General features: G+C 39.5%; 18 protein-coding genes. 7 read left to right on the forward strand and 11 right to left on the reverse strand.

Annotated features, from left to right (window positions below; translation table 11 throughout):
* Positions 1-16 precede the first annotated feature (16 nt).
* Together JWQ34_RS17135 and JWQ34_RS17140 are read right to left on the reverse strand one after the other, a co-directional pair.
* A complete protein-coding gene (locus JWQ34_RS17135; RefSeq protein ID WP_299359303.1) occupies positions 17-1,258 on the reverse strand; it encodes a PQQ-dependent sugar dehydrogenase in 1,242 nt (413 codons plus the stop codon).
* Positions 1,259-1,337: 79 nt separating this feature from the next.
* Complete coding sequence (locus JWQ34_RS17140) at positions 1,338-2,030, reverse strand: SGNH/GDSL hydrolase family protein (protein ID WP_299359305.1); 693 nt, start codon at positions 2,028-2,030, stop codon at positions 1,338-1,340.
* Between the two features lie 97 nt (positions 2,031-2,127).
* On the opposite strand from JWQ34_RS17140, the gene JWQ34_RS17145 reads away from it, so the two are divergent.
* On the forward strand, positions 2,128-3,468 hold the full coding sequence (locus tag JWQ34_RS17145; protein WP_299359307.1) for a glucoamylase family protein: 1,341 nt from the start codon (positions 2,128-2,130) through the stop codon (positions 3,466-3,468).
* Between the two features lie 170 nt (positions 3,469-3,638).
* Positions 3,639-5,822 (forward strand): hypothetical protein, encoded by a 2,184-nt coding sequence (locus tag JWQ34_RS17150; RefSeq protein WP_299359309.1) that lies wholly within the window; start codon positions 3,639-3,641, stop codon positions 5,820-5,822.
* A 271-nt stretch (positions 5,823-6,093) separates the two neighbouring features.
* Here JWQ34_RS17150 and JWQ34_RS17155 read toward each other — a convergent pair whose 3' ends face one another.
* Complete coding sequence (locus tag JWQ34_RS17155) at positions 6,094-6,771, reverse strand: GNAT family N-acetyltransferase (RefSeq protein ID WP_299359311.1); 678 nt, start codon at positions 6,769-6,771, stop codon at positions 6,094-6,096.
* Between the two features lie 89 nt (positions 6,772-6,860).
* Here JWQ34_RS17155 and JWQ34_RS17160 point away from each other — a divergent pair, with 89 nt between their 5' ends.
* Entirely contained in the window at positions 6,861-7,340 is a 480-nt protein-coding gene (locus JWQ34_RS17160) for a hypothetical protein (RefSeq protein ID WP_299359313.1), read from the forward strand.
* Here the strand turns inward: JWQ34_RS17160 and JWQ34_RS17165 are convergent, their stop codons facing one another.
* The gene (locus JWQ34_RS17165; protein WP_299359315.1) at positions 7,341-7,499 is read right to left on the reverse strand and encodes a hypothetical protein; all 159 of its coding nucleotides are present in this window, start codon (positions 7,497-7,499) and stop codon (positions 7,341-7,343) included.
* 102 nt (positions 7,500-7,601) lie between these two features.
* On the opposite strand from JWQ34_RS17165, the gene JWQ34_RS17170 reads away from it, so the two are divergent.
* Positions 7,602-7,748 carry a hypothetical protein gene (locus JWQ34_RS17170; RefSeq protein ID WP_299359317.1) on the forward strand — a complete coding sequence of 49 codons (147 nt, stop codon included), beginning with the start codon at positions 7,602-7,604 and terminating at the stop codon, positions 7,746-7,748.
* 172 nt (positions 7,749-7,920) lie between these two features.
* On the opposite strand, the gene JWQ34_RS17175 is transcribed toward JWQ34_RS17170, so the two are convergent.
* Together JWQ34_RS17175 and JWQ34_RS17180 are read right to left on the reverse strand one after the other, a co-directional pair.
* Positions 7,921-9,945 (reverse strand): PKD domain-containing protein, encoded by a 2,025-nt coding sequence (locus JWQ34_RS17175; RefSeq protein ID WP_299359319.1) that lies wholly within the window; start codon positions 9,943-9,945, stop codon positions 7,921-7,923.
* A gap of 167 nt (positions 9,946-10,112) precedes the next feature.
* The gene (locus JWQ34_RS17180; protein WP_299359321.1) at positions 10,113-11,258 is read right to left on the reverse strand and encodes a hypothetical protein; all 1,146 of its coding nucleotides are present in this window, start codon (positions 11,256-11,258) and stop codon (positions 10,113-10,115) included.
* 251 nt (positions 11,259-11,509) lie between these two features.
* Here JWQ34_RS17180 and JWQ34_RS17185 point away from each other — a divergent pair, with 251 nt between their 5' ends.
* The 3 genes from JWQ34_RS17185 (at position 11,510) to JWQ34_RS17195 (ending at position 13,288) form a co-directional block, all read left to right on the forward strand.
* Positions 11,510-12,055 carry a peroxiredoxin gene (locus JWQ34_RS17185; protein WP_299359323.1) on the forward strand — a complete coding sequence of 182 codons (546 nt, stop codon included), beginning with the start codon at positions 11,510-11,512 and terminating at the stop codon, positions 12,053-12,055.
* A 58-nt stretch (positions 12,056-12,113) separates the two neighbouring features.
* Positions 12,114-12,698, forward strand: a complete 585-nt coding sequence (locus JWQ34_RS17190; protein WP_299359325.1) for a carboxymuconolactone decarboxylase family protein — start codon at positions 12,114-12,116, stop codon at positions 12,696-12,698.
* 125 nt (positions 12,699-12,823) lie between these two features.
* Entirely contained in the window at positions 12,824-13,288 is a 465-nt protein-coding gene (locus JWQ34_RS17195; protein ID WP_299359328.1) for a response regulator, read from the forward strand.
* A 4-nt stretch (positions 13,289-13,292) separates the two neighbouring features.
* Here JWQ34_RS17195 and JWQ34_RS17200 read toward each other — a convergent pair whose 3' ends face one another.
* From JWQ34_RS17200 to JWQ34_RS17220, 5 genes are all read right to left on the reverse strand, one after another.
* Entirely contained in the window at positions 13,293-13,712 is a 420-nt protein-coding gene (locus JWQ34_RS17200; protein ID WP_299359330.1) for a response regulator, read from the reverse strand.
* An 8-nt stretch (positions 13,713-13,720) separates the two neighbouring features.
* A complete protein-coding gene (locus JWQ34_RS17205) occupies positions 13,721-14,806 on the reverse strand; it encodes a hybrid sensor histidine kinase/response regulator (protein WP_299359332.1) in 1,086 nt (361 codons plus the stop codon).
* Positions 14,807-14,875: 69 nt separating this feature from the next.
* Positions 14,876-17,005, reverse strand: a complete 2,130-nt coding sequence (locus JWQ34_RS17210; protein WP_299359334.1) for a 7TM diverse intracellular signaling domain-containing protein — start codon at positions 17,003-17,005, stop codon at positions 14,876-14,878.
* A gap of 8 nt (positions 17,006-17,013) precedes the next feature.
* Complete coding sequence (locus JWQ34_RS17215; protein ID WP_299359336.1) at positions 17,014-19,320, reverse strand: Rv1355c family protein; 2,307 nt, start codon at positions 19,318-19,320, stop codon at positions 17,014-17,016.
* 35 nt (positions 19,321-19,355) lie between these two features.
* Entirely contained in the window at positions 19,356-20,165 is an 810-nt protein-coding gene (locus tag JWQ34_RS17220) for a hypothetical protein (protein ID WP_299359338.1), read from the reverse strand.
* Between the last annotated feature and the right edge of the window lie 272 nt (positions 20,166-20,437).

A 20,437-nucleotide genomic window follows, 5' to 3' on the forward strand; every position in this document is an offset into this window, starting at 1 on the left:
GATCAGTAGTTATATTTTATTTGTAAACGATCTTAAAAATAGCACCCTTCACATCATCAGCTACATATAAAGCGCCATCAGGCCCTTGTGCTAACCCCATAGGACGATATTTCATCGGGCCGGTTGGATGCTCCAGGTCTGAGCCTGTAAAGTTGTCAGCAAATATCTCCCAATCGCTTGATAGCTTGCCGTTAACAAATGGTACAAAAGCTACCAGGTACCCTTTAACCGGCGAGTTAGCACGACCATGGAAAACTACGAACGCGCCGTTTTTATAACGCTTAGGAAACATATTACCGGTATAAAACAACAGGTCATTGGGTGCCAGGTGGCCCGGGAACGCAACCGCTGGGTCGGCATATTTATCGGTAGGTGTTTTGCCATCGCCGCCATACTCGGGCGATACCATTTTCTTTTTTAGTTGCTGATCGTAATACGCATACGGCCAGCCGGCGTCTAAGCCTTGTTTTAGCTCGTAAATAGTTTCAGCAGGCAGCTCCGAGCTTTTTTGGCCGGAAAAATAAGGCGGCGATAGTTTATCAAAACTGCGGCCATGTTGCGTAGCAAATACTGTTTTTGATGCCGGATTGTAATCAATACCAACCGCGTTTTTTATCCCGGTTGAAAAGCGAACGCCATCGCTAAAACCTTGGTTCAATTTATTGGCTTTAAACTTCCATATACCTGCTGCCGAATCTAAAATAGGGCAACCCGGTATACCCGAGGCAGAGCCTGTTTGCCTGCATGCGTCTGAATAAGAGCCAATGGTTACATATAAGTTATTTTGATCGTCAAGAGCGATGGATTTTGAATTATCGTGCACTTTGTCCAATAATCCCTGAACAATTACTTCAGGTTTATCGGCATTAATCACCTCGTCCCTATCATTCAGTTTATATCTGAACACGCCTGTATTTGAAGTTGAATACAAATAATGATCTTTTATTTTAATGCCCGTACCGGGATAGTCGGCAAACGCCAGTTTTTTATCCAGCCTGCCATCGTGGTTGGTATCGCTCAAAAAATAGATCCCTTTACCTTTGCTTTTTCTTGTCGAATTTAAATTTACATAAACATCGCCATTTTTAGTAACTACCAAATGCCTTAATGGTCCCAGCGAATCGGCAAGGATAGTGGCCGAAAAGCCTGCTGGTAGTTTCAAATCTGCATTGTAAACAGTTAATTTATTGGCGATGAATCCTGTTAATCCAATAGCCGCAACCATAAAACCGGCTGCCCAAACAAATACTTTATTCATTGATTGTTGTATAATAATTGATGTCTATATTTAAGTCGAAGCAAGATACACATTAACGCTAATCTGTCAATTATCTATCCTAATCGTTACCTTCCAGGCGTTTCACCACGTAAGGGGCTATTATATTTTTAGAGCTTTCCACACCCGGATGGATACCATCGGGTATCGCCTTTAAATAAGCATCCTGACTCTGATCCAATAGTTTTTTCCAATGCGGATAGTGGTCTATCAGCAATAATTTCCTTGCTTTAGCAACATCCCGATACATTTGGTAATATTTCAGCAGATCGGGGCGCTGTTGGGCATGTATGTTTAATGGTATATTCATAACCTGCAAAATAACCTCGCAATCGGGATTATAAATTTTAATACGATCGATGATATAATTTAAATTTAGCCTGGCCAATTCAACGCTTGTTTTATAATTTAAAAAAGCATCGTTCATGCTAAACTCCATCAGTACTGCATCGGGGGCTTTTTTAATTACACTGTCCTCCAGATTCTGCACACCCCATGTCGACCACATGCCGCTCTTGGCCGAGTTAATGGTAGTTAACAACCCATGATATTTATTATTTAACGCGCGGTTAACAGAATCTACCCAGGCATGGCCACCAACTGCCGCTGTTAGGCTGGTGCCATAAGTTACCAATGTTTGGTGTTTACCTGCTGCCAAATTCTTCACTAATCTGCTTTGAGCAAAAGTTGCATTGATTTGAAAACATATCAAGAGTATACAAACAGTTACACCTATTTTAAAAGTATTTTTCACTGGCTTATATTAAATGGTTAGGACAAATATGTAAAAACAGTTGGTTAGTACAATGACATAACTTGCATATACCAGTGATAACATATAAATTTCGCAAATGGATGTAAAAAAAATATTGCTTGGTGTTGCATGTTTGGTATTGAGTTGCACCCAAAACTATGCTCAGACACCTATTACCGCAGATCTGACCATAAAAAAGGGTTTAACCGATAATCAACTGCTTGACCTGGTACAAAAGCAAACCTTTAGATATTTCTGGGACTACGCGCATCCAACAAGTGGCATGGCGCGCGAGCGGAGCCATCTTAATCTACTGCCAATAAACAATGTGGTAACCAGTGGCGGGACTGGTTTTGGCATAATGGCCGCTATTGTTGCTGCCGATCGCCAATTTATATCTCGCAAGGAAGCCGCCGAACATACCCTTAAAATTGTAGATTTTTTATTAAAGGCCGATAGATTTCATGGCGCTTTCTCACACTGGCTAAATGGCGAAACCGGCAAAACGATACCTTTTAGCAAAAAAGATGACGGAGCCGATATTGTTGAAACCTCTTATCTTTTCCAAGGGCTATTAGCCGCGCAGCAATACTATAAAGCTAACAACCCAGTTGAAAAGGACTTGCGTGTTAAAATACAGCAGTTATGGAATGGTGTTGAGTGGGACTGGTTCACCCGCAACCAAAACGTATTATACTGGCACTGGAGCCCCAATTATAATTGGGATATGAACATGCCGATAAGAGGCTGGAATGAATGCCTGATCACTTACGTTATGGCGGCATCATCGCCAATGTACGCTATTGGCAAATCAGTTTATACAGAAGGTTGGTCTAAGAGCAATACGTTTATCAATGGTAAAACTTATTACATTAATCTAACCTTGCCATTGGGCCCCGATTATGGCGGACCATTGTTTTGGACACAATATTCATTTATGGGTCTAAATCCAAAAGGACTAAAAGACCAATATGCAGATTATTGGCAGCAGGCTACTAACCATACATTAATTAACCGCCGGTATTGTATTGACAACCCGTTAAAGTATAAAGGCTATGGCGACAATTGCTGGGGATTAACCGCCAGTGATAGCTGGAAAGGCTATTCGGGCCACTCGCCAACTAATGATCTTGGGGTGATTACACCTACTGCTGCTTTATCGGCATTCCCGTATGCTCCGCAATATTCCATGCAGGCATTGAAGCATTTTTATGAAGATCTGGGTTCGCAAATTTGGGGCGAATATGGATTTGTAGATGCCTTTAGTGAGCAGCATGAATGGTATGCAAAATCATATTTAGCTATTGACCAGGGGCCAATAATTGTAATGATAGAAAATTATAGAAGTGGCCTGCTTTGGAAATTATTTATGAGTAACCCGGATGTTAAAAAAGGTTTGAAAAAATTAGGCTTTACTACAACGGTGTTAAAGAGATGATATTCATCAACTTAGATTATTCACCTCTGTAAAAAACCTGTCGCAAATAACCAGGCATAGCAAAAATTGCTACCTTGCTTCAGAAGAGTTATAAACCTCTTACTGTATTGGATATGTATTTGTAATCTGTGATTACGCTTTGCAAACAGATATCCGCCAAACGTAATTTTATGAAGAAAACTATACTCTTTTTTGGTTTTATGGCTACTGCTTTTGCGGCTCTAGCACAGGTAAAACCAGCAACGACAGAACTGCCACAAAAAACCACTTTCCAAACCGGCAGCCCATGGATACCGCAAATTGATGTACGATCAGACATCGCCATAGTTTATGGAACGAATGACCGCCCGAATATGACGTTTGAGCAGCGTGTACAATCATGGCGCGATCATGGTTACCAAACCGCTTTTATGACGGGTATTGCCTGGGGTAGTTATGATGATTTCTTTTTAGGCAAATGGGATGGCAAAAATCACCTTGACCTGGCACAGGTTGAGCAAAATGGCAAGCCTATTATGCACGGGCGCAATATCCCCTACGTTGTACCTACCGATGTATTTATTGAATACATGAAAAAAGCTGTAATGAAACGGGTTATCGATGTCGGCATTAAAGAGATTTTTTTAGAGGAGCCAGAGTTTTGGGCGCGTGGTGGTTATAGCGTTCCGTTTAAAGAGGAGTGGCAAAAGTTTTACGGCTTCCCATGGAAACCACAGGATGAAAGTGCAGAGAACACCTATCTGTCAAGCAAACTTAAATACCAGTTGTATTACAATGCCATTAAACAAGTATCAGATTACGCAAAGGACTATGCTAAAAGCAAAGGAATCAACATTAAAATATACATAGCTACACACTCTCTGGTTAACTATTCGTCATGGCGCATTGTAAGCCCTGAGGCTAGTTTGGCATCATTGCCGGGTATAGATGGCTATATAGCCCAGGTTTGGACAGGCACATCCCGCGAGGCTACTTATTTTAACGGCGACCGGAAAGAACGTGTTTTTGAAAACGCGTTTTTAGAGTATGGTTCAATGGTATCCATGACAGCTCCAACCAAACGAAAACTTTTCTTTTTAACAGATCCTATTGAAGATGCACGCCGCGATTGGGCAGATTATAAACGTAATTACCAGGCCACTTTCAGCGCTAAATTGTTATACCCGGTAGTTGCCAATTACGAGGTGATGCCATGGCCGGAACGTATTTATACCGGTAAGTATAAAATGGCCAATAGCGACTCAAGCGTAAACATCCCTAAGTACTATTCTACCCAGATGCAGATCATGGTTAACTCTTTAAACAGCATACCTGAGTCTACTAATAAAGTATCGGGCGTAAATGGGATCGGGGTGTTAATGAGCAACTCTTTAATGTTCCAGCGTTTCCCAACGCATAATGGTTTTGAAGATCCTCAATTTTCTATATTTTATGGCCAAACCCTGCCATTGGTAAAACGAGGTGTACCGGTACAAACCGTACACATGGAGAACCTGGGTTATGCCGCAACTTTAAAGGATATTAAGGTTTTGGTGATGAGCTATTCGAACATGAAACCAAATTCGGCATTGGTGCATGAGCAATTGGCGGCCTGGGTGAAAAAGGGCGGGGTGCTGATATATTGCGGCAAAGATGATGATCCATATCAATCTGTTATGGAATGGTGGAACACCAAAGGGAACAGCTTTACCGCGCCATCACAACACCTGTTTAAACTGCTTAATATAGATCCATCAAGCGGCAAGCAAAAATTTAAAGTTGGCTTGGGTGCCGTTTACGTGATAAGAGAAAACCCTAAAGACTTTGTAATGCAGGCCAATAACGATGGCAAGTACCTTAATACCGTTAAAGAGGCTTACGAAACCGATAGCAAAGCCGGTAAGCTGGTATTTAAAAACAGCTTGTATTTAGAGCGTGGACCTTATGATATAATAGCCGTGCTGAATGAAAATGAAGACACCAAACCATACACTGTTAAAGGCCCTGTTATTGACCTGTTCGACCCTAAATTACCGGTGCTTGCAGAAAAGGTGGTAAACCCCGGCGAGCAATCTTATTTATATGATGTTAAGCGTGTAGTAAATAAAGCCAAGCCCCAAATACTGGCATCAGCGTCAAGAGTATATGAGGAGAAGGTAGCCGGCAAACAATACAGCTTTGTAGCCAAAAGCCCTATCAATACGTTAAATAGCATGCGTGTATTATTACCTGCACAAGCCAAAAATATTACCATTACTGATAGTCGGGGTCAAACCATTACCAATTTCCAATCATCATGGGATGCATCGTCAAACACGTTGTATTTGGGTTATGATAATAGCCCTGATGGCATCCATGTGAGTCTTAGCTGGTAATCAATAATATCGAACACCGAATATTGAATAATGAAGGATTTTTGGTGTTCGATATTTATAAGCTCAAAGAAGTGTTTTGTTTCACGCGAGAGTGAAACAGATGAAACAAGATTTTGACTTAATATATTGAAAATAAGTGATTTGTGAAAAACCCGTGAAACAAAATGAAACAACCTTTCGTCAGTGCTTTTACACGTATATTTTTAATAAAATCCTTAATATCAAATAATTGAAATTTGTCGGTTTTGTGAAGAGTGAAACAGAAGATAAACTACTTCTTCATAATATAAAAACAGATCTCCCGGCGGGTTTCAAACCCCATAGTTTCATAAACTTTAATAGCGCGCTCATTATCGGTCCGTACATGTAAAAACGGGATATTGCCTGCGGCTATTATACGGTTAATGTGGAATTGCAGTAATACCTTTGCGTATCCTTTCCCGGTATGATCTGGATGTGTACAAACCGCGCTAACCTCGGCATAAGGCGATGGATGCATACGCTGCCCTGCCATGGCCACAAGTTTATTATTATCAAAAATGCCGTAGTAAAATCCAAAATCAATAGTACGTTCTGCAAACGGGCCGGGGTTGGTAAGTTTTGTAAGTGCGAGCATTTGAGGGATATGCTCATCCGTTAGTGCAAGCAGCTCTATAGATACATCGGTAGGTGTAGCATCCCCGGTATATACCATCTGCAAACATTTTATGGCATTTAAAACATTCCATATTTTGGGTATTTCTCTTTCAACTGGTGATACAAAACCTACAGGGCCGCTATGAGTAATAAGATCATAAAGCTGCTGAAAATTATCCGGGCGATATTCTTTAAAACCTATAAATGGCGAAACTTCTTTATCAAAATATTTAATTTGTTCGTTACCTTTAGCCAGCTGTTTGTTGCCCGTAGCCAAAGCATTGTAGGCCGGGTTATCTAATACATGTTCCATCATAAGCAAACCTATAAAAAAAGAATTTGAATGTTGGTTAAGGTGTCATTTACAGCACATTTTTACTATTTAATTACCGTTAGATCATAATGAAATATATTACCTTAATCTGCATTGCAGCATTATTTATAACTGCCTGCTCATCGCCACAAAAAAAAGAAGGTGGTGCTGATGGTGCTATTAACAGCTACGCGATACCTAAACAAACCGAAAATGCTAAAACTGTTGCGTATACATTGCATTTTATAAATAAACAGGGAAAGGATAGCACCCTTATTGACCTGTTAATACACGGCGAGCAGGTAACCGGCCTTATAAATTGGTACCCCTATCAAAAAGAAGGCCGTAACGGCGTTATAGAAGGCAGATTAAAGAATGATACTATTCATGCCATTTGGGGGTTTCCGCGAGGGCTGGATAAAGACACCATAGGTGTTGAGTTTTTATTGAAAGACAAACAACTATCACAAAAGCCGCTTAAACTAAACACCAAAACCGGTAGGCAGCAAACTGATGAAACTACAGGTTTTTCTATAAAATACAAACCCGCGCCTAAAAATCATCGCTAATTAATAACCGGTTTTACGTTCATATAGCTCGCGCATAATTAAACCTAATAAAATGCCAAATGCAATACCCAGTGCCAGGTGATGCATGGCTTCGCCAACAGCAATACCTATAACCAAACCAATAATAAACAGGTTTCTTTTTCTCTTGTGCTTATCCACCCGGTAAAAGTAACAAACAAACATAAAAACCCGGCTCTTATACAGAGGCCGGGCTAAAGTAAATATAGGGAAAAGAGTAATTAGCGTACAGGCATTGCTTTAATGAAAACTCCGCTGGCATCAAATCGCACAACATACCTGGTACTGCTTGATATTATAAATACCGAATACTCCGATGCAGCTGTAGTTTTTGGTTTTGCACCTTCGCGCAGCTTATGCCGCAATAAATTATCAAAAGGTTGTAAATAATAAACGGAGCCTGTTAACAACAACACAATTATGCCATAACTAAAATATCGTTTCCTGAACACAAACTGCACATCAGCCAGCCTGCTGCATGTATAATAAAAACGGTGAGTCTAGAGCGATACATCTGCTAAAAAATTATGCTTTATAAATATATTAATTAATGCTTTACCCATTATTTTATGATAGTTAAACTGCCTGTCATTTTTTTAGCCCCGTTTTTAGGGTCTATTATATAATAGTAAACGCCAAATGGTAAACTCCTCCCGTCAAACTTACCATCCCAGGGGATAGTATAGCCGTTTGATGAAAATACTTTTACCCCATAACGGTTAAATACTTCTATAGTAGCGTTAGTATAAGTGTTTAAATATTTTATATCCCAGGTATCATTGATGCCATCATTATTGGGCGTAAACGCGTTGGGCACTACGGGCTTCTTTACTACATGTACATCAACCTGTGCTGACGCCGAACATCCTTTGTCCGAAGTGACCGTCAGCGTATATCTTGTATCAACTGTTGGGCTAAAAGAAGGGTTAAGTATGTTGGGATTACCAATACCGGTAGTTGGCGACCATAGGTATTTTAAACTATCGCTGGCAACTTTAGGGTTTAAAGTGTTTTGCTCTCCTTCCAGCATATTGGCTGTTGCCGGCAATGTTATAACAGGGAGAGGACTAACAGCAATAACAAAAGGTGTAGTAGTTGTACACCCGCTATTATCAGCTACAAAAACGCAACTTATTGTAAAAGTACCTGTTCCGGAGATCTTAGGATCAAAAACACCTTGTGACGATATGCCGGTACCGCTAAATGTTGCGCTTCCGGGCACATTTGATTGAGCTGTTATAGTTGCCGTACCACCTTCCTGGCATAATACTACCGGACTTACAAGCGGATTGTTATTTACCATTAACGTAACCGCAGGCGTAGGATTTATGATTACATCCTGCCGCGTGGTAGTATAAGAGCACCCACTGGCTGTATAGACAACTAGTACCGCATGATAGATTTGTGGCAACGCTGTATTATTTATCCCGTAAAAATGCCGGTATTTTTTATCGCTGCGTATAGTGGTCTTTTTAAACACTATTGAATCTGTTGGATGATTATCAATATCATAATACCATATCAGCTTGGCTATTTTGGCATTAACAGTATCTGATTGATCAATAAAAGTTACGCTATCGCCGCCGCAGAGCATAGTCCGGTTTTCAATATCGAATTTTGCAACCGGCGTGTTGGTTATTGTAAATGTCTTTGTCTTGCCTACAGGCGCACAGCCGTTTGACGAAGTAACTTTTAGCGTAGCTGTATAGACCCCGGTATTGGTGTACTTATGCGTAGGGTTTTGAGCTGTTGAGGTGTTTGGATTTAACGGGGTAGAGGCCGCGTCACCAAAGTTCCAGTTATAAGTAAGACCGGTAGTGTTGGCAGTAGCAGTTATATCTGTAAATTGCGTAATATCATAAGGGCAAACATTAAAATTGACAGCAACTACTTTAATTGTTTGTGTACGAAGATCACTTACGCAACCTTTATTTGATATGATTTCCAGGGTTACTTTATAACTGCCGCTTATTGCATAAGTATGGGTAAATGGGGCACCGGTAGTACGGGTAAGTGTGGTACCATCGCCAAAATTCCACTGCCATTGCGCAATTGGATCAACATTAGTGGACTTATCTGTAAATGTAACAATCGAATCAGGGCACGTTGATGCTGATGCATTAAAATCCGCTACAAGTTTTGGCACAATGTGCATTATTTGTACCGCTGATGTTGAAGAACAGCCAGCACTATTGTAAACAGTTAGTTTTACATCATAATCGCCAGGAGTAGTATAAGTATGCGTTGGGCTTGGAGATGTGGATGTTTGCCCATCGCCAAAATCCCAGAACCGGGTAGTTATGGCGAGTGTGGATGTTGAAGCATCTTTAAAATCAAGGGTACTAACCAGGCAATTAGCATTAGTATTATTAGCTACAGTAAAAGCTGCTATTGGCATATCGGCTAAACTGCCAGAGCATAGTTGTGCATAGCTTGCGCCGGGTTTGCCTGCAAGCAAACCCATAAGAATAAAAAATAAATTATATTTTTTTATAAAAGCTAATATACCTTTTATGCGCATAGTCCAGTAACAAATCAACCCGGCTTTAAAATAAGCGCCCCGACTAATCGGGGCGCTTATTTTCATTAACTAAGATACCACAATCCATCGCACAATATCTATTTTGAAGTGACATTATGGCTTAAAATTAGTTAAACGTAAGCTTAGCGCAAAAATGTATCGGTGAATAAGTATTTTGTATAGATGAATGAAATTTCACTGGCAAACAGGTGTTCCATTTTGAAAGTGGAACACTACATCACCCTCCCCAATCCAAACTGGTCGCCGGCCCTAACTGGTTTGCCATCTTTAAAATCAATTTCCAGTACCTTTTCGCTTTCAACTGTATTGTAATGTTCGTCTTTAAGTACGGTTAGTATTTTACGGGTTTTTACATCAATAACCTCGCCGCTTGATGGGTAGGCATACTTACCATCTAAAGTAAATGTTACCCATCCCGGCATATCTTGCAAGGGTATGGTGGTTAATTGTTGGTACGGCTCTACACCGCTAAAAATATGCAGGCGCATGTTTGCGCCATCAGACAACCAAATTTCTTTTTCATCGGGCGTTAGGCCAATACCATGACTTGGACAACCGTGGCGCCTTACGCTGCCCTTATCCCAGCCTTCAACTACAACTTGCTTTATTTTTTTGCCGGTTGTTAAATCGCCAACCTCAAAGCCCAGCAGTTCATTACAATTAACAAAAATGCGGGTTTCTTTGCCGTTAACCGTAAATGGTCTCACAAAATTGCTGAATGGCCCAACCTCGGCAGTAACTGTATTTGTTTTTGTATCAGCAATTTTTACCGTTGTATTTTTAATATCGGCCAAATAAACATGCTTGCCCGATAATGCATATATAGTATTGTGTGATGCGTTAAAACCATCCAGTCGTTTAATGATGTCGCCTGTTTCGCAATCTACAACGTTCCAGTAATGGCTCTCCAATGATGGCAAATACATGGTTTTACCATCAGGGGCTATAGATAAGCGGTCGCAGCCGTTGGGGATTGGTTTTTCCCAGATCAATTTACCGGTTATCAGGTCCAGGCGCTGCAAACCTTCAAGCGTGGTTACATAAACGCTATGCAGCGCAATGCTTACCGCGATGCCTTTAATATTTGAGGGTTGTCCGTTTTTAGGGTGATAGCCTTTAAACGGAATACGTTTTACAAACTTATGCCCATGATCTATATCAAATATCAATAAGCCGTGGCCGCCGTAACCTAAATAATCGCGCACGCCCGGTACCGCCGCAAATAAATATCGCCCGTTCATTAAAAATGGCACTGCATTTGAAGCAACGTTTGCTTTAGCAAACGGGCGCCATGATGCAGCTAGTAGAATGACAGCGCACGACAGGAGCGCGATAAAAATGCGGATATTGGTTTTCATAACTTACTTTGATTGAGGGTTATATTGGTGATGTTAAGATAGGTAGTGGTATTGATAATTGCAAGGGAATTACAAACCCGCTTTTCCGCTTGCGGAAGAGGTTTATTAAGCACCATGTTTTCATCATCTACAAAAACTATTTAATATTGTTTAGCATATAGATATAATCTATACTATATTTAAAATTGCAATATTTTCGCATCGGCAAATTCCGTATATTTGCATAAAATTTAAAAACACACATTTATAATATGATTACTATAGGACAAAAATTTCCGGCATATTCTAAAACAGCAGTTGTTAGTTTAGAAAAAGGAAAAGAATTTGAAACATTAACATCTGATTATTTAGTTAATGATGATAACGTTTGGACAGTTATGTTTTGGTGGCCAAAAGATTTTACTTTTGTTTGCCCTACAGAAATTGCCGAGTTTAATAAAAACTTTGGCGAGTTTAGAGACCGCGAAACCCGTTTAATTGGCGCATCGACTGATTCTGAATTTGTACATGCTGCATGGAGAACTCATCATGAGGATTTGCGCGATCTTAAATTCCCGATGCTGGCCGACACATCAAAGTCATTGGCCGAAGATCTGGGCATTTTAGAGCCTAACGAAAAAATTGCTTACCGTGCTACTTTTATAATTGACCCTACCGGCATAGTACGTTGGGTGTGTGTTAACGATTTGAGCGTTGGCCGTAACGTTAAAGAAGTTTTACGTGTACTGGATGGTTTACAAACCGATGAGCTTTGCCCATGTAACTGGGAAAAAGGCCAGGAAACGTTAACCGTTTAAAAACTAAAGATCCCCGACAAAACGGGGATTTTTTATTACCATAAATTATACAAATACCATGAGCGAAAGTACAGAAACTATAAACGAACTATTGCAAAGCATTGGCGTAGACACAGCTTATCGTACAGCCAGCCTATCTTTGCTTGAACAAGGCGAGTCGCGCTATTTACGCGATTTGAAGTTGAATTTCACCAGCACGTTAACCTCTGAACATTTAAGCACTAAAGAGTGCGCTTTGCTTGGATTAAGCGTTGCTGTTAATAACAACAACCTGCCGCTTACTAATTTTTACACCAAATATGCTACAGAGCAAGGCGCAACCGATGAAGATATAGCCGAGGCGACTGCTTGCGCATCATTACTGGCATCAAACAATATATTTTACCGTTTCAGGCATTTTACCCAGAAAGAAAAATACAGCCAGATACCTGCCCGCATACGTATGCAGATTATGATGAAACCTATAACCGGCAAAGAGTTTTTTGAATTAATGAGCTTAACCATATCTGCGGTAAACGGCTGCGAAATGTGTGTTAATGCCCATGAAGATTCCCTAATAAAATTAGGCACAACCGAAGAGCGGATATTTGATGCCGTACGTATTGCATCATTAGTTACCGCGGCGGGTAAAATAATATTCTGATTGATCGATTTTTTTTAGATATTTATACTTAAATTGTAACAACAGGATCGTTTCTTGTCTAAACAAGTAAGAAACGATCTTATTATACGTTTAACAGTTATCATTTATTTAAAAGTCAATCCCTAATGGCCGATAAAAAAATAACAATCCTTTATGTTGATGATGAAGAAAACAACCTGTTTTCTTTTAAAGCAGCTTTCCGCATAAAATACCAGGTATTTACTGCAATTAGCGGCAACGAAGCCTTAAAGTTTCTGGAAGAAAAACCCGTACACCTAATTATTACAGACCAGCGCATGCCTAATATGACAGGGGTTGAGTTTTTAGAGAAGGTTATTGAAAAGTTTCCGGATCCAATGCGTATTTTATTAACCGGTTATGCTGACATGGGGGCGGTTGTTGACGCGGTTAATAAAGGCAAAATATTTCATTACCTTACCAAACCATGGAACGAGGAAGAGCTTGACATGACCATTACCCGGGCGTATGATGCTTACCTGCAAAAGTTGAAATTGAAAGAAGAGAATGAAAAACTGGGTACGTCCAATGATCAGTTGGAGTTTCTGTTAAGGCAAAAATTGCTGTCGTAAACCTTTAATCCAATTCTATTCCAAATTCTGTAGCTATTTTATTTAACAGTTGGGTTATACCATTGGCTGTTATGGGCTTAGTTATCCGTGTTCTGAATGATCGGTAAGAGTTGATCTTGTTTATGTCGGATATCTCTATCGATGAGGTGAGTGCTGCTATATAGTATTTATCCTGTATGGCTTGATCTAATTTTTCAAATTCTTCTACAAACTGGAAACCGTTCATCAACGGCATATAAATATCCAGGAAAACCAGTATGATCTTTGCATCTTCATCATGGTTATCCTCCTGGATATAGGCCAGCGCTTGCGGGGCATCTAAAAAACTTTTAATACTATAGTTTTTGTTTGCATTCGCAATCACCTTTCGGGCAATAAAATGATCCAGTTCGGTATCATCAATAATAATAAATGACAATTCCATGCGACACTTTATTTAGTAGGAATAGTTACTTTAAAAGTAGTTCCTTTATTTAAAACAGAGTTAACCTCTATTTGGCCATTTAGTTTTAACAGCGCACTTTTAACATTATATAAACCAAAGCCAGATCCTGCTTCTTGCGAACTGGCTCTGTAAAACAGGTTAAATATCTCGCCTAAATGATTGCCTAAAATACCAATACCGGTATCGCTTACCTGTATTGTGGCTACGCCTCTATGTACCTCGATATTTAACTCTACCATTTTGGCATCGTTATTTTTATTTTGGTATTTAAACGCGTTTGATAATAGGTTATTCAAAATAAGCTTTAGCGGTACAGTATCACTTCTAAAAGGCTCGCGCTGGTTTATATTTATTTTAAAATTTATACTGGCCGTATTAGAAAAAGCTTTATAAATGTCTTTAAATTCATCTATCAACTTTTTAAAGTCAATGTCGCCTATATGCAATTCGCCGCGTTGCAAACTGTAATAATCATGCATACTCAGGATGTAGGTGTCTAACTTTTTCAATGATTTCTCCATTAAAAAAAGCATTTCCTTCATTTCTGTTATATCATGCATATCCCGGGCAACATTTATGGCACCCAAAATACCCGATAATGGGCCACGTATATCATGACTTACACTATAAGCAAACTTATCTAACTCATTATAGGCTCTTTGCAGCTCTTCATTTTTTATAGAGAGCATAGAATTTGCCTGGTAAAACTTGTTTGCTTCCTCAATAGCAGAAACTATTTCGGCCTCGACCCATGGTTTTTTAACAAATCTGAAGATGTTACCCCTGTTTATAGAATCAATAACCGACTCAATATCAGTATAAGCAGTTATCAATATCCGCATGGGTAGCGGATGGGTAACTCTAATCTCTTCAAAAAACTCAACGCCGGTTTTAACGGGCATACGCTGATCACAAAATATAACTCTTATGTCAGGATGTTTTTCCAGGTGCTCTAATGCAACGGGGATGGTTACTGCAGTGAATACCTGGTAATCTAGTCTTAAAGTAGCTTTAAAACCTGTAAGATTATCCATCTCATCATCTATATACAGTATTTTAATTTTCTCTGCCATTGTGGTGAGTTTTATGTGCAGTTAGTATTTGGTTCAATCAATTTTAATAGGATTATCTGTTTACGAAAATCAAACAACTTTTGTGTCAAAAATAACCGGGATCTTTATAATAAGTGCTGCGCCTTTACCCGGGTCAGAGTTAACTGTAATTTGCCCATTATGCTTTTTAATAGTATTATAGGCTATACTCATCCCTAAACCAGTTCCTTCGCCAACTTCTTTAGTAGTAAAAAATGGTTCAAACATCTTTTTTAGTGTTTGCTCATTCATACCTATTCCATTGTCGGCTATGGTAATAATTACACTTTCGTCATCGGCAGTTGTGTTTATTTTTATTTCGCCGCCTGTCTTATCACCAAACTTCCTTTCAACAGCATATATAGCGTTTGATATAATATTTAAAAACACCTGGTTAAGCTTTCCTGCGTAACACTCTACCAATGGCAGTTCACCAAATTCTGTTATCACTTTTATATTATTGTTTAATAAATTATTGGCAACAACCAGTGTTGATTCCAATCCTTCATTAAGATTTGTTCTTTTAAGGTCATCCTCATCCAGGCGCGAAAATATTTTAAGTCCCTTAACTATCTCAGCTGTACGCGATGCCCCTTCGTCTATACCTTTTATTAAATGCCTTATCTCCACCACCAGGTAATCAAAATCTATCTCCTCTTTATATTCTTCTATCTTTTTCTTCTTCTCCTCAGCCGGCAGGTCAGACTGGCTCACGCTTTCAATAGTTGCCATCACTTCCAGTATCATCTCAACATCGCGTTTAAGCGGATTAATATTTGATGTGACAAAATTGATAGGATTATTAATTTCGTGCGCAATACCAGCAGTTAACTGACCGAGTGACGCCATTTTTTCTGACTCGACTAATTGCGACTGTGTCTGTTTCAAATCTTCTAATGATTCATTTAACTCGTGCGTACGTTCTTCAACTTTTAATTCCAACACTACATTTTGTTCACGTATAATGCGTTCATTTTCTTGCAATACCCGCACCGTTTCTTCTTGTGATTTTTCTTTGTCGGCTTTAAAAACATTTATACGGTCTGCAAGAGCTAGCGATAGCAGAGTTACTTCGATAGCTGTGCCCACCTGCATGGTATTATTGGTGAAGTTATTATAGCTTAATATACCCAGATTACGCAATACAAATAATATCAGGCCCGCTAAAAATATAGTCCATGCCAATGCAAAAAACTTAGCCGGCCTATAGCCCTTTATAGAAAGCGTAATTACTGCAACATAAATGCTTAGTGATAAACATAAAGCAGAAATATCAATGGCCCGGTAACCAATTAACGGATGGCCGGAAAGCCTTATACCTATGGCTATAACATACATTACTATAACCGCTTTAAATATATACCCCATTACAGGCATCCTGTCTTTTATTCCTAAAAACGAGCGGGAGAAAAGCATGAGCGAAATACCCGCCAATGCAGGGAATATTATTATGCAGTTGTTAAACAATAACGGCGAATTAGGGAAAAGGAACCGATAAGTATAGCCTGATAGCGTAGTTTGAGTAAGCCCTATAAACAACGTATACAATACATAATACAGGTAACTGATATCTTTAGTTGAGATGTAAACGAACAAGTTATAAAGCATCATTACCAGCAATATGCCTACAAGGCAACCCCATAACATATCATTGGTAAGTTTTGATTCGGCTATTTTTTGTGGTGTGCCCAATACAATTGGCAGTACCATTTCCTGGCCGCTTTGTACTTTTAAATAATAAGTACCTATACTATCTTTGGATGTGTTTATATCAAATAAAAAATCCTGGTGCTTATATTTTCTTTTTGCAAAAGGGTCATTATCACTTAATCTTTCCATTTTATATACACCATTAACAGGGTAATAAAACTCGCATACATCCAGTGTAGGATACTCCAGATTAAGCAGCATTTGATTGCTTGCGCTTTCATTCTTTATAATAAACCGCAACCAAAAATCAGATTTACTTAACTGCAGATTGGGTACCTGGGTTTGTGATGGTATAAACTTTGTTGATTTGCGTACTTCGTCAATATCAAGTTTATTGGTAGTGTCCTCCAGTATGGCTACATTTTTACCGATAACTAAATTCTGGCCTTTAAAAATAATTACCTGCTGCGCATTTACCTTTGTAAAAAAGACAGAAAGAACAGCAAATACAATCAAGTAGAAGTTTTTCATATTAATCATTACTTATTTAATACCAATACCTGCTCTAAAGGTAACCTATGCGATTTTAATACCGGTTCTTCGGCTATAGCTATTTTAGTTAAAAACACCTCGGCCCGGTTATTGCCTAAGTTCACTATTTTATCAAATTTTTTCCTTAGTTCTGTAAGTTCTTTAATAGCGCGGGCATCTAATCCTTCGCCATTGCCATGCAATATCCTTGAGAACAGGTAAAATGGTGAGATAACCGGGTGTACCGCCAAATTAAGATTAGTTGCCTCCAGCCAAAAACGTTCCATGGCGCGGCCGCCTTCAAAAAAGTTTGCCAGGTTATATTCGGGTAGGGTGATCATGCATATAGCCGATGCTGTTTTAATTATCTTATGCGCCAACCCATCAAAGCCATAGCCGCCCTCCAGTTTATTTATGGTGGTAATTACTTTTTCGTTCCGGATGATATTTAGAGCCGCTAATTGCGAATTGGTAAAACCCAGTGTTTTGGTGTCGATGCCGTCTCTTGTACGCTCGGCATCTTCTGATGTCCAGCGCATTTCATGATTGATAAAATCATTATGCCCGGCCGGGTTTAAAAGCCGCGCCCTATCGCAGGCACCAATAACCGTACCTAATTCTTTTAGTGTATCCTCATCAGTAAAAAACTGAAACTTAGCGCCGGGGATAGTTTCGGCAATGCCGCCCAACTGCTCAATGATGCTAACTGGTATGGCAGTTTTGGGTGCCGGGTTACGGTTGGTATGGCGCTTATAAATAGCCCGATCTAATTTAATCAGTTCGGGTTTTGGGCTTTCTGCTTTTTTGAAGCGGATAGCGGCTACCAGCCTTTCGTTCTGTTCATTAGGCAGAAACTCATATACAGGTTCCAGGCCTAATGTTAGGGCATGAATATTTAAATTCTCATAAGCGGCACCAAATGATATGAACGATGCCGTTTTTTGGAAATCACCAAATGAGAAAGAGCGATACTCGTCATGATAAAGGAACAGTGTACCTTTATGATACAACCATTTCCACGGCTGGTCATTACCTGTTGAGGGGGCAGCGCAAGCTGCATTAACCAACTCAACGATGATATTATCATCAAGGTCAACGGTATTTAAATTATTTTTAGGCTGATATTTTTGTGCGAGTAGACGCATCTCATCAACCGGCATTGGCGAGAATGGATTTTTGGGTACTTGCGTAACAAATGGCTTGGGGTTTCTATCCCCTACGATTTCGTCCAGATCAACATAATACCTGCCTGAGTCATGAAACTGATCCAGTAAAATACGCCTGCAAACATCGGCACCAACCGCACCGCCCAACACTACCGAGCTTGCCAATTGCGGCCAGGTATTAATGGTTTGTTCTACCTCTATCATAGATGCCTTAATGCGCAACGACACATTTTCAATACCCAGCATTTGTAATATAATGGGTATTTTCTCCTCGTTAGTTAATTCTTTAATTGTTGAAGTATCTACACCTTCAACCGTGCCGTGTAGTATGGGCCTGTCTGGTTCTAAATCAAAACGTTCCACATCTAACATGCCCCTGTCGCTGGTATCCATTACTACCGGTATCCTAAGCTCGCGGGCTTTAATACGCGAGTTTATTTTTACATCCAACCCATCACACTCATCTACCAAAATATCAAGCTTGCCATTTTGCAAGAAGAAATCGTCCATGTTCTTATCCGTCAAGCCGTCAAAAAAGCAAGTCACTTTTAAAAACGGGTCTATTTCGGCAATCTCGCGGGCGGTAACAACCACTTTCGGTAATCCTAAACTATGCACCCCGGCACGTATGCGATTTAAATTACTTAGTTCCAATTCGTCAAAATCGGCCAGGCGTAGTTCGCCAAATCCACGCTCCATAGCTAACGTCAACGCTATGGATTGCCCCACCGAAAGGCCAATTATACCGATCTTTTTGGTGCCTAATATATCCCGTTCGGCACGGGTAATTTTATATTGGTTGCGGTTGGTACGTACTTCAATAAACTCATCTTCATCCAAAATATGCACCAGGCGTTGGCTCCATGGATAATATACCCATGCACCATATTCATTTATATCTGTCCCGTTTAAAAAATCATTGATACGGTTGGGGTATTCTTCTTTCGGTATTTTTATGGATGGGTTCCTGCTTTTTATTAGCTCGTATAACTGGCCATACATTTCGTCAGTAACAAATGGTACCTTTTCACCGGCAAGCAGGTCATTAAATACTTCTTTATCCACCGCGTTATTAAGCCGTAATATTTGCGGCTGATGTATTTGTTTTAATTGGTTGGTACCGGCAACCAGGCTGGTTAAATTCTTCATTAAATTGTTATTCTTTCTTTGTTGCTAAACTTTTTTTAAATAAAATCCCACTCTTTTTTGGTCACTTTGGCACTTAACAGGTTCTTTTCGGCATTGATAATAGTCTGTTTCAGATCCCATTGATCCAGGTTAGGTATTTTAGCTTCATAATGTATAACTATTTTCTTTCCCCTTAATTCTTCGGTGCGTACGGTATTTAAGTTCTCTCTTACTTTAATTATAGCTGCCTTTTCTTCGGGATGGGCTTTAGTAAGTTCAGGTACATCTTTCAATAGCATGGCTGTAGCTATCAGGTCAAGCTTGGGATAATAAAATGTTCCATTGTTGCCAATGCTGTCCTCTAACTCCATACCCACCGTTTGTACCGGCTTTACAGTATAGGGCGCACATAGTGCAAATAGCGATTGAAGGCCGATCTGGTGCGCAATAACAACCGCCGCGCGTATTAAAAAAATACTACCTACGCCGTACCCGGCAATTTCGCGCGAGTTCCATAATCCACAAAGTTCGCCGGTTCCATATTTTGCAAATTTCCAAACCAGGTTATATATTTCGGGGTCAATAGCACCTGTTGCCATCTCAATAGGCAAAAACTCTGTTCCGCCTGATACATGGACACGTGCACCACCAAAAACCCGCTTCCTGTCTAACGACTCTACGACCATAACAAAAACAGCAGGGTTGTTTACCCATTTGTTTTTACTGTATGATACCTTGGTTACACCAATGCTGGTTAAAACTTTGGTATGTCCTTCGATAAATAAAGCACAGGTTTCGGGCTCATCAATCGCCCTAAATGCTCTTAGTCTTACTTCCGGGTTTTCTTTATTTATACCACCATCCATTTGTTGTTTATAAAAAAGAATATCAATAGTTATTATTAAAAAGGTAAGCCTTAAACGACAAAACAATTAGGTATGTTTCACCAAAAAGTTTTATAAAACTAAGCCGATCAGAAGTTAATTATATAGTCTTTTGCTTATAGGTTTAATTCTGGAAATTAATAAATATTTTTTTAACGTATGGCTCTAAACAGTTTAAACTGCATTTATTTACGCTTAATATTTAATATCTACTAACAGGCTAAATTAAGTATTAATTAAATATCGTCTTTATT

It is taken from the genome of Mucilaginibacter sp., assembly GCF_028288185.1.
Classification (GTDB): Bacteria; Bacteroidota; Bacteroidia; order Sphingobacteriales; family Sphingobacteriaceae; genus Mucilaginibacter.

Excerpts from the sequence above, each read along its gene's own strand:
- JWQ34_RS17135 (WP_299359303.1), bottom strand. The coding sequence starts at position 1,258 with ATGAATAAAGTATTTGTTTGGGCAGCCGGTTTTATGGTTGCGGCTATT.
- JWQ34_RS17145 (WP_299359307.1), top strand. The coding sequence starts at position 2,128 with ATGGATGTAAAAAAAATATTGCTTGGTGTTGCATGTTTGGTATTGAGT.
- JWQ34_RS17150 (WP_299359309.1), top strand. The coding sequence starts at position 3,639 with ATGAAGAAAACTATACTCTTTTTTGGTTTTATGGCTACTGCTTTTGCG.
- JWQ34_RS17155 (WP_299359311.1), bottom strand. The coding sequence starts at position 6,771 with ATGGAACATGTATTAGATAACCCGGCCTACAATGCTTTGGCTACGGGC.
- JWQ34_RS17160 (WP_299359313.1), top strand. The coding sequence starts at position 6,861 with ATGAAATATATTACCTTAATCTGCATTGCAGCATTATTTATAACTGCC.
- JWQ34_RS17170 (WP_299359317.1), top strand. The coding sequence starts at position 7,602 with ATGAAAACTCCGCTGGCATCAAATCGCACAACATACCTGGTACTGCTT.
- JWQ34_RS17175 (WP_299359319.1), bottom strand. The coding sequence starts at position 9,945 with ATGAAAATAAGCGCCCCGATTAGTCGGGGCGCTTATTTTAAAGCCGGG.
- JWQ34_RS17180 (WP_299359321.1), bottom strand. The coding sequence starts at position 11,258 with ATGAAAACCAATATCCGCATTTTTATCGCGCTCCTGTCGTGCGCTGTC.
- JWQ34_RS17185 (WP_299359323.1), top strand. The coding sequence starts at position 11,510 with ATGATTACTATAGGACAAAAATTTCCGGCATATTCTAAAACAGCAGTT.
- JWQ34_RS17190 (WP_299359325.1), top strand. The coding sequence starts at position 12,114 with ATGAGCGAAAGTACAGAAACTATAAACGAACTATTGCAAAGCATTGGC.
- JWQ34_RS17195 (WP_299359328.1), top strand. The coding sequence starts at position 12,824 with ATGGCCGATAAAAAAATAACAATCCTTTATGTTGATGATGAAGAAAAC.
- JWQ34_RS17200 (WP_299359330.1), bottom strand. The coding sequence starts at position 13,712 with ATGGAATTGTCATTTATTATTATTGATGATACCGAACTGGATCATTTT.
- JWQ34_RS17205 (WP_299359332.1), bottom strand. The coding sequence starts at position 14,806 with ATGGCAGAGAAAATTAAAATACTGTATATAGATGATGAGATGGATAAT.
- JWQ34_RS17210 (WP_299359334.1), bottom strand. The coding sequence starts at position 17,005 with ATGAAAAACTTCTACTTGATTGTATTTGCTGTTCTTTCTGTCTTTTTT.
- JWQ34_RS17215 (WP_299359336.1), bottom strand. The coding sequence starts at position 19,320 with ATGAAGAATTTAACCAGCCTGGTTGCCGGTACCAACCAATTAAAACAA.
- JWQ34_RS17220 (WP_299359338.1), bottom strand. The coding sequence starts at position 20,165 with ATGGATGGTGGTATAAATAAAGAAAACCCGGAAGTAAGACTAAGAGCA.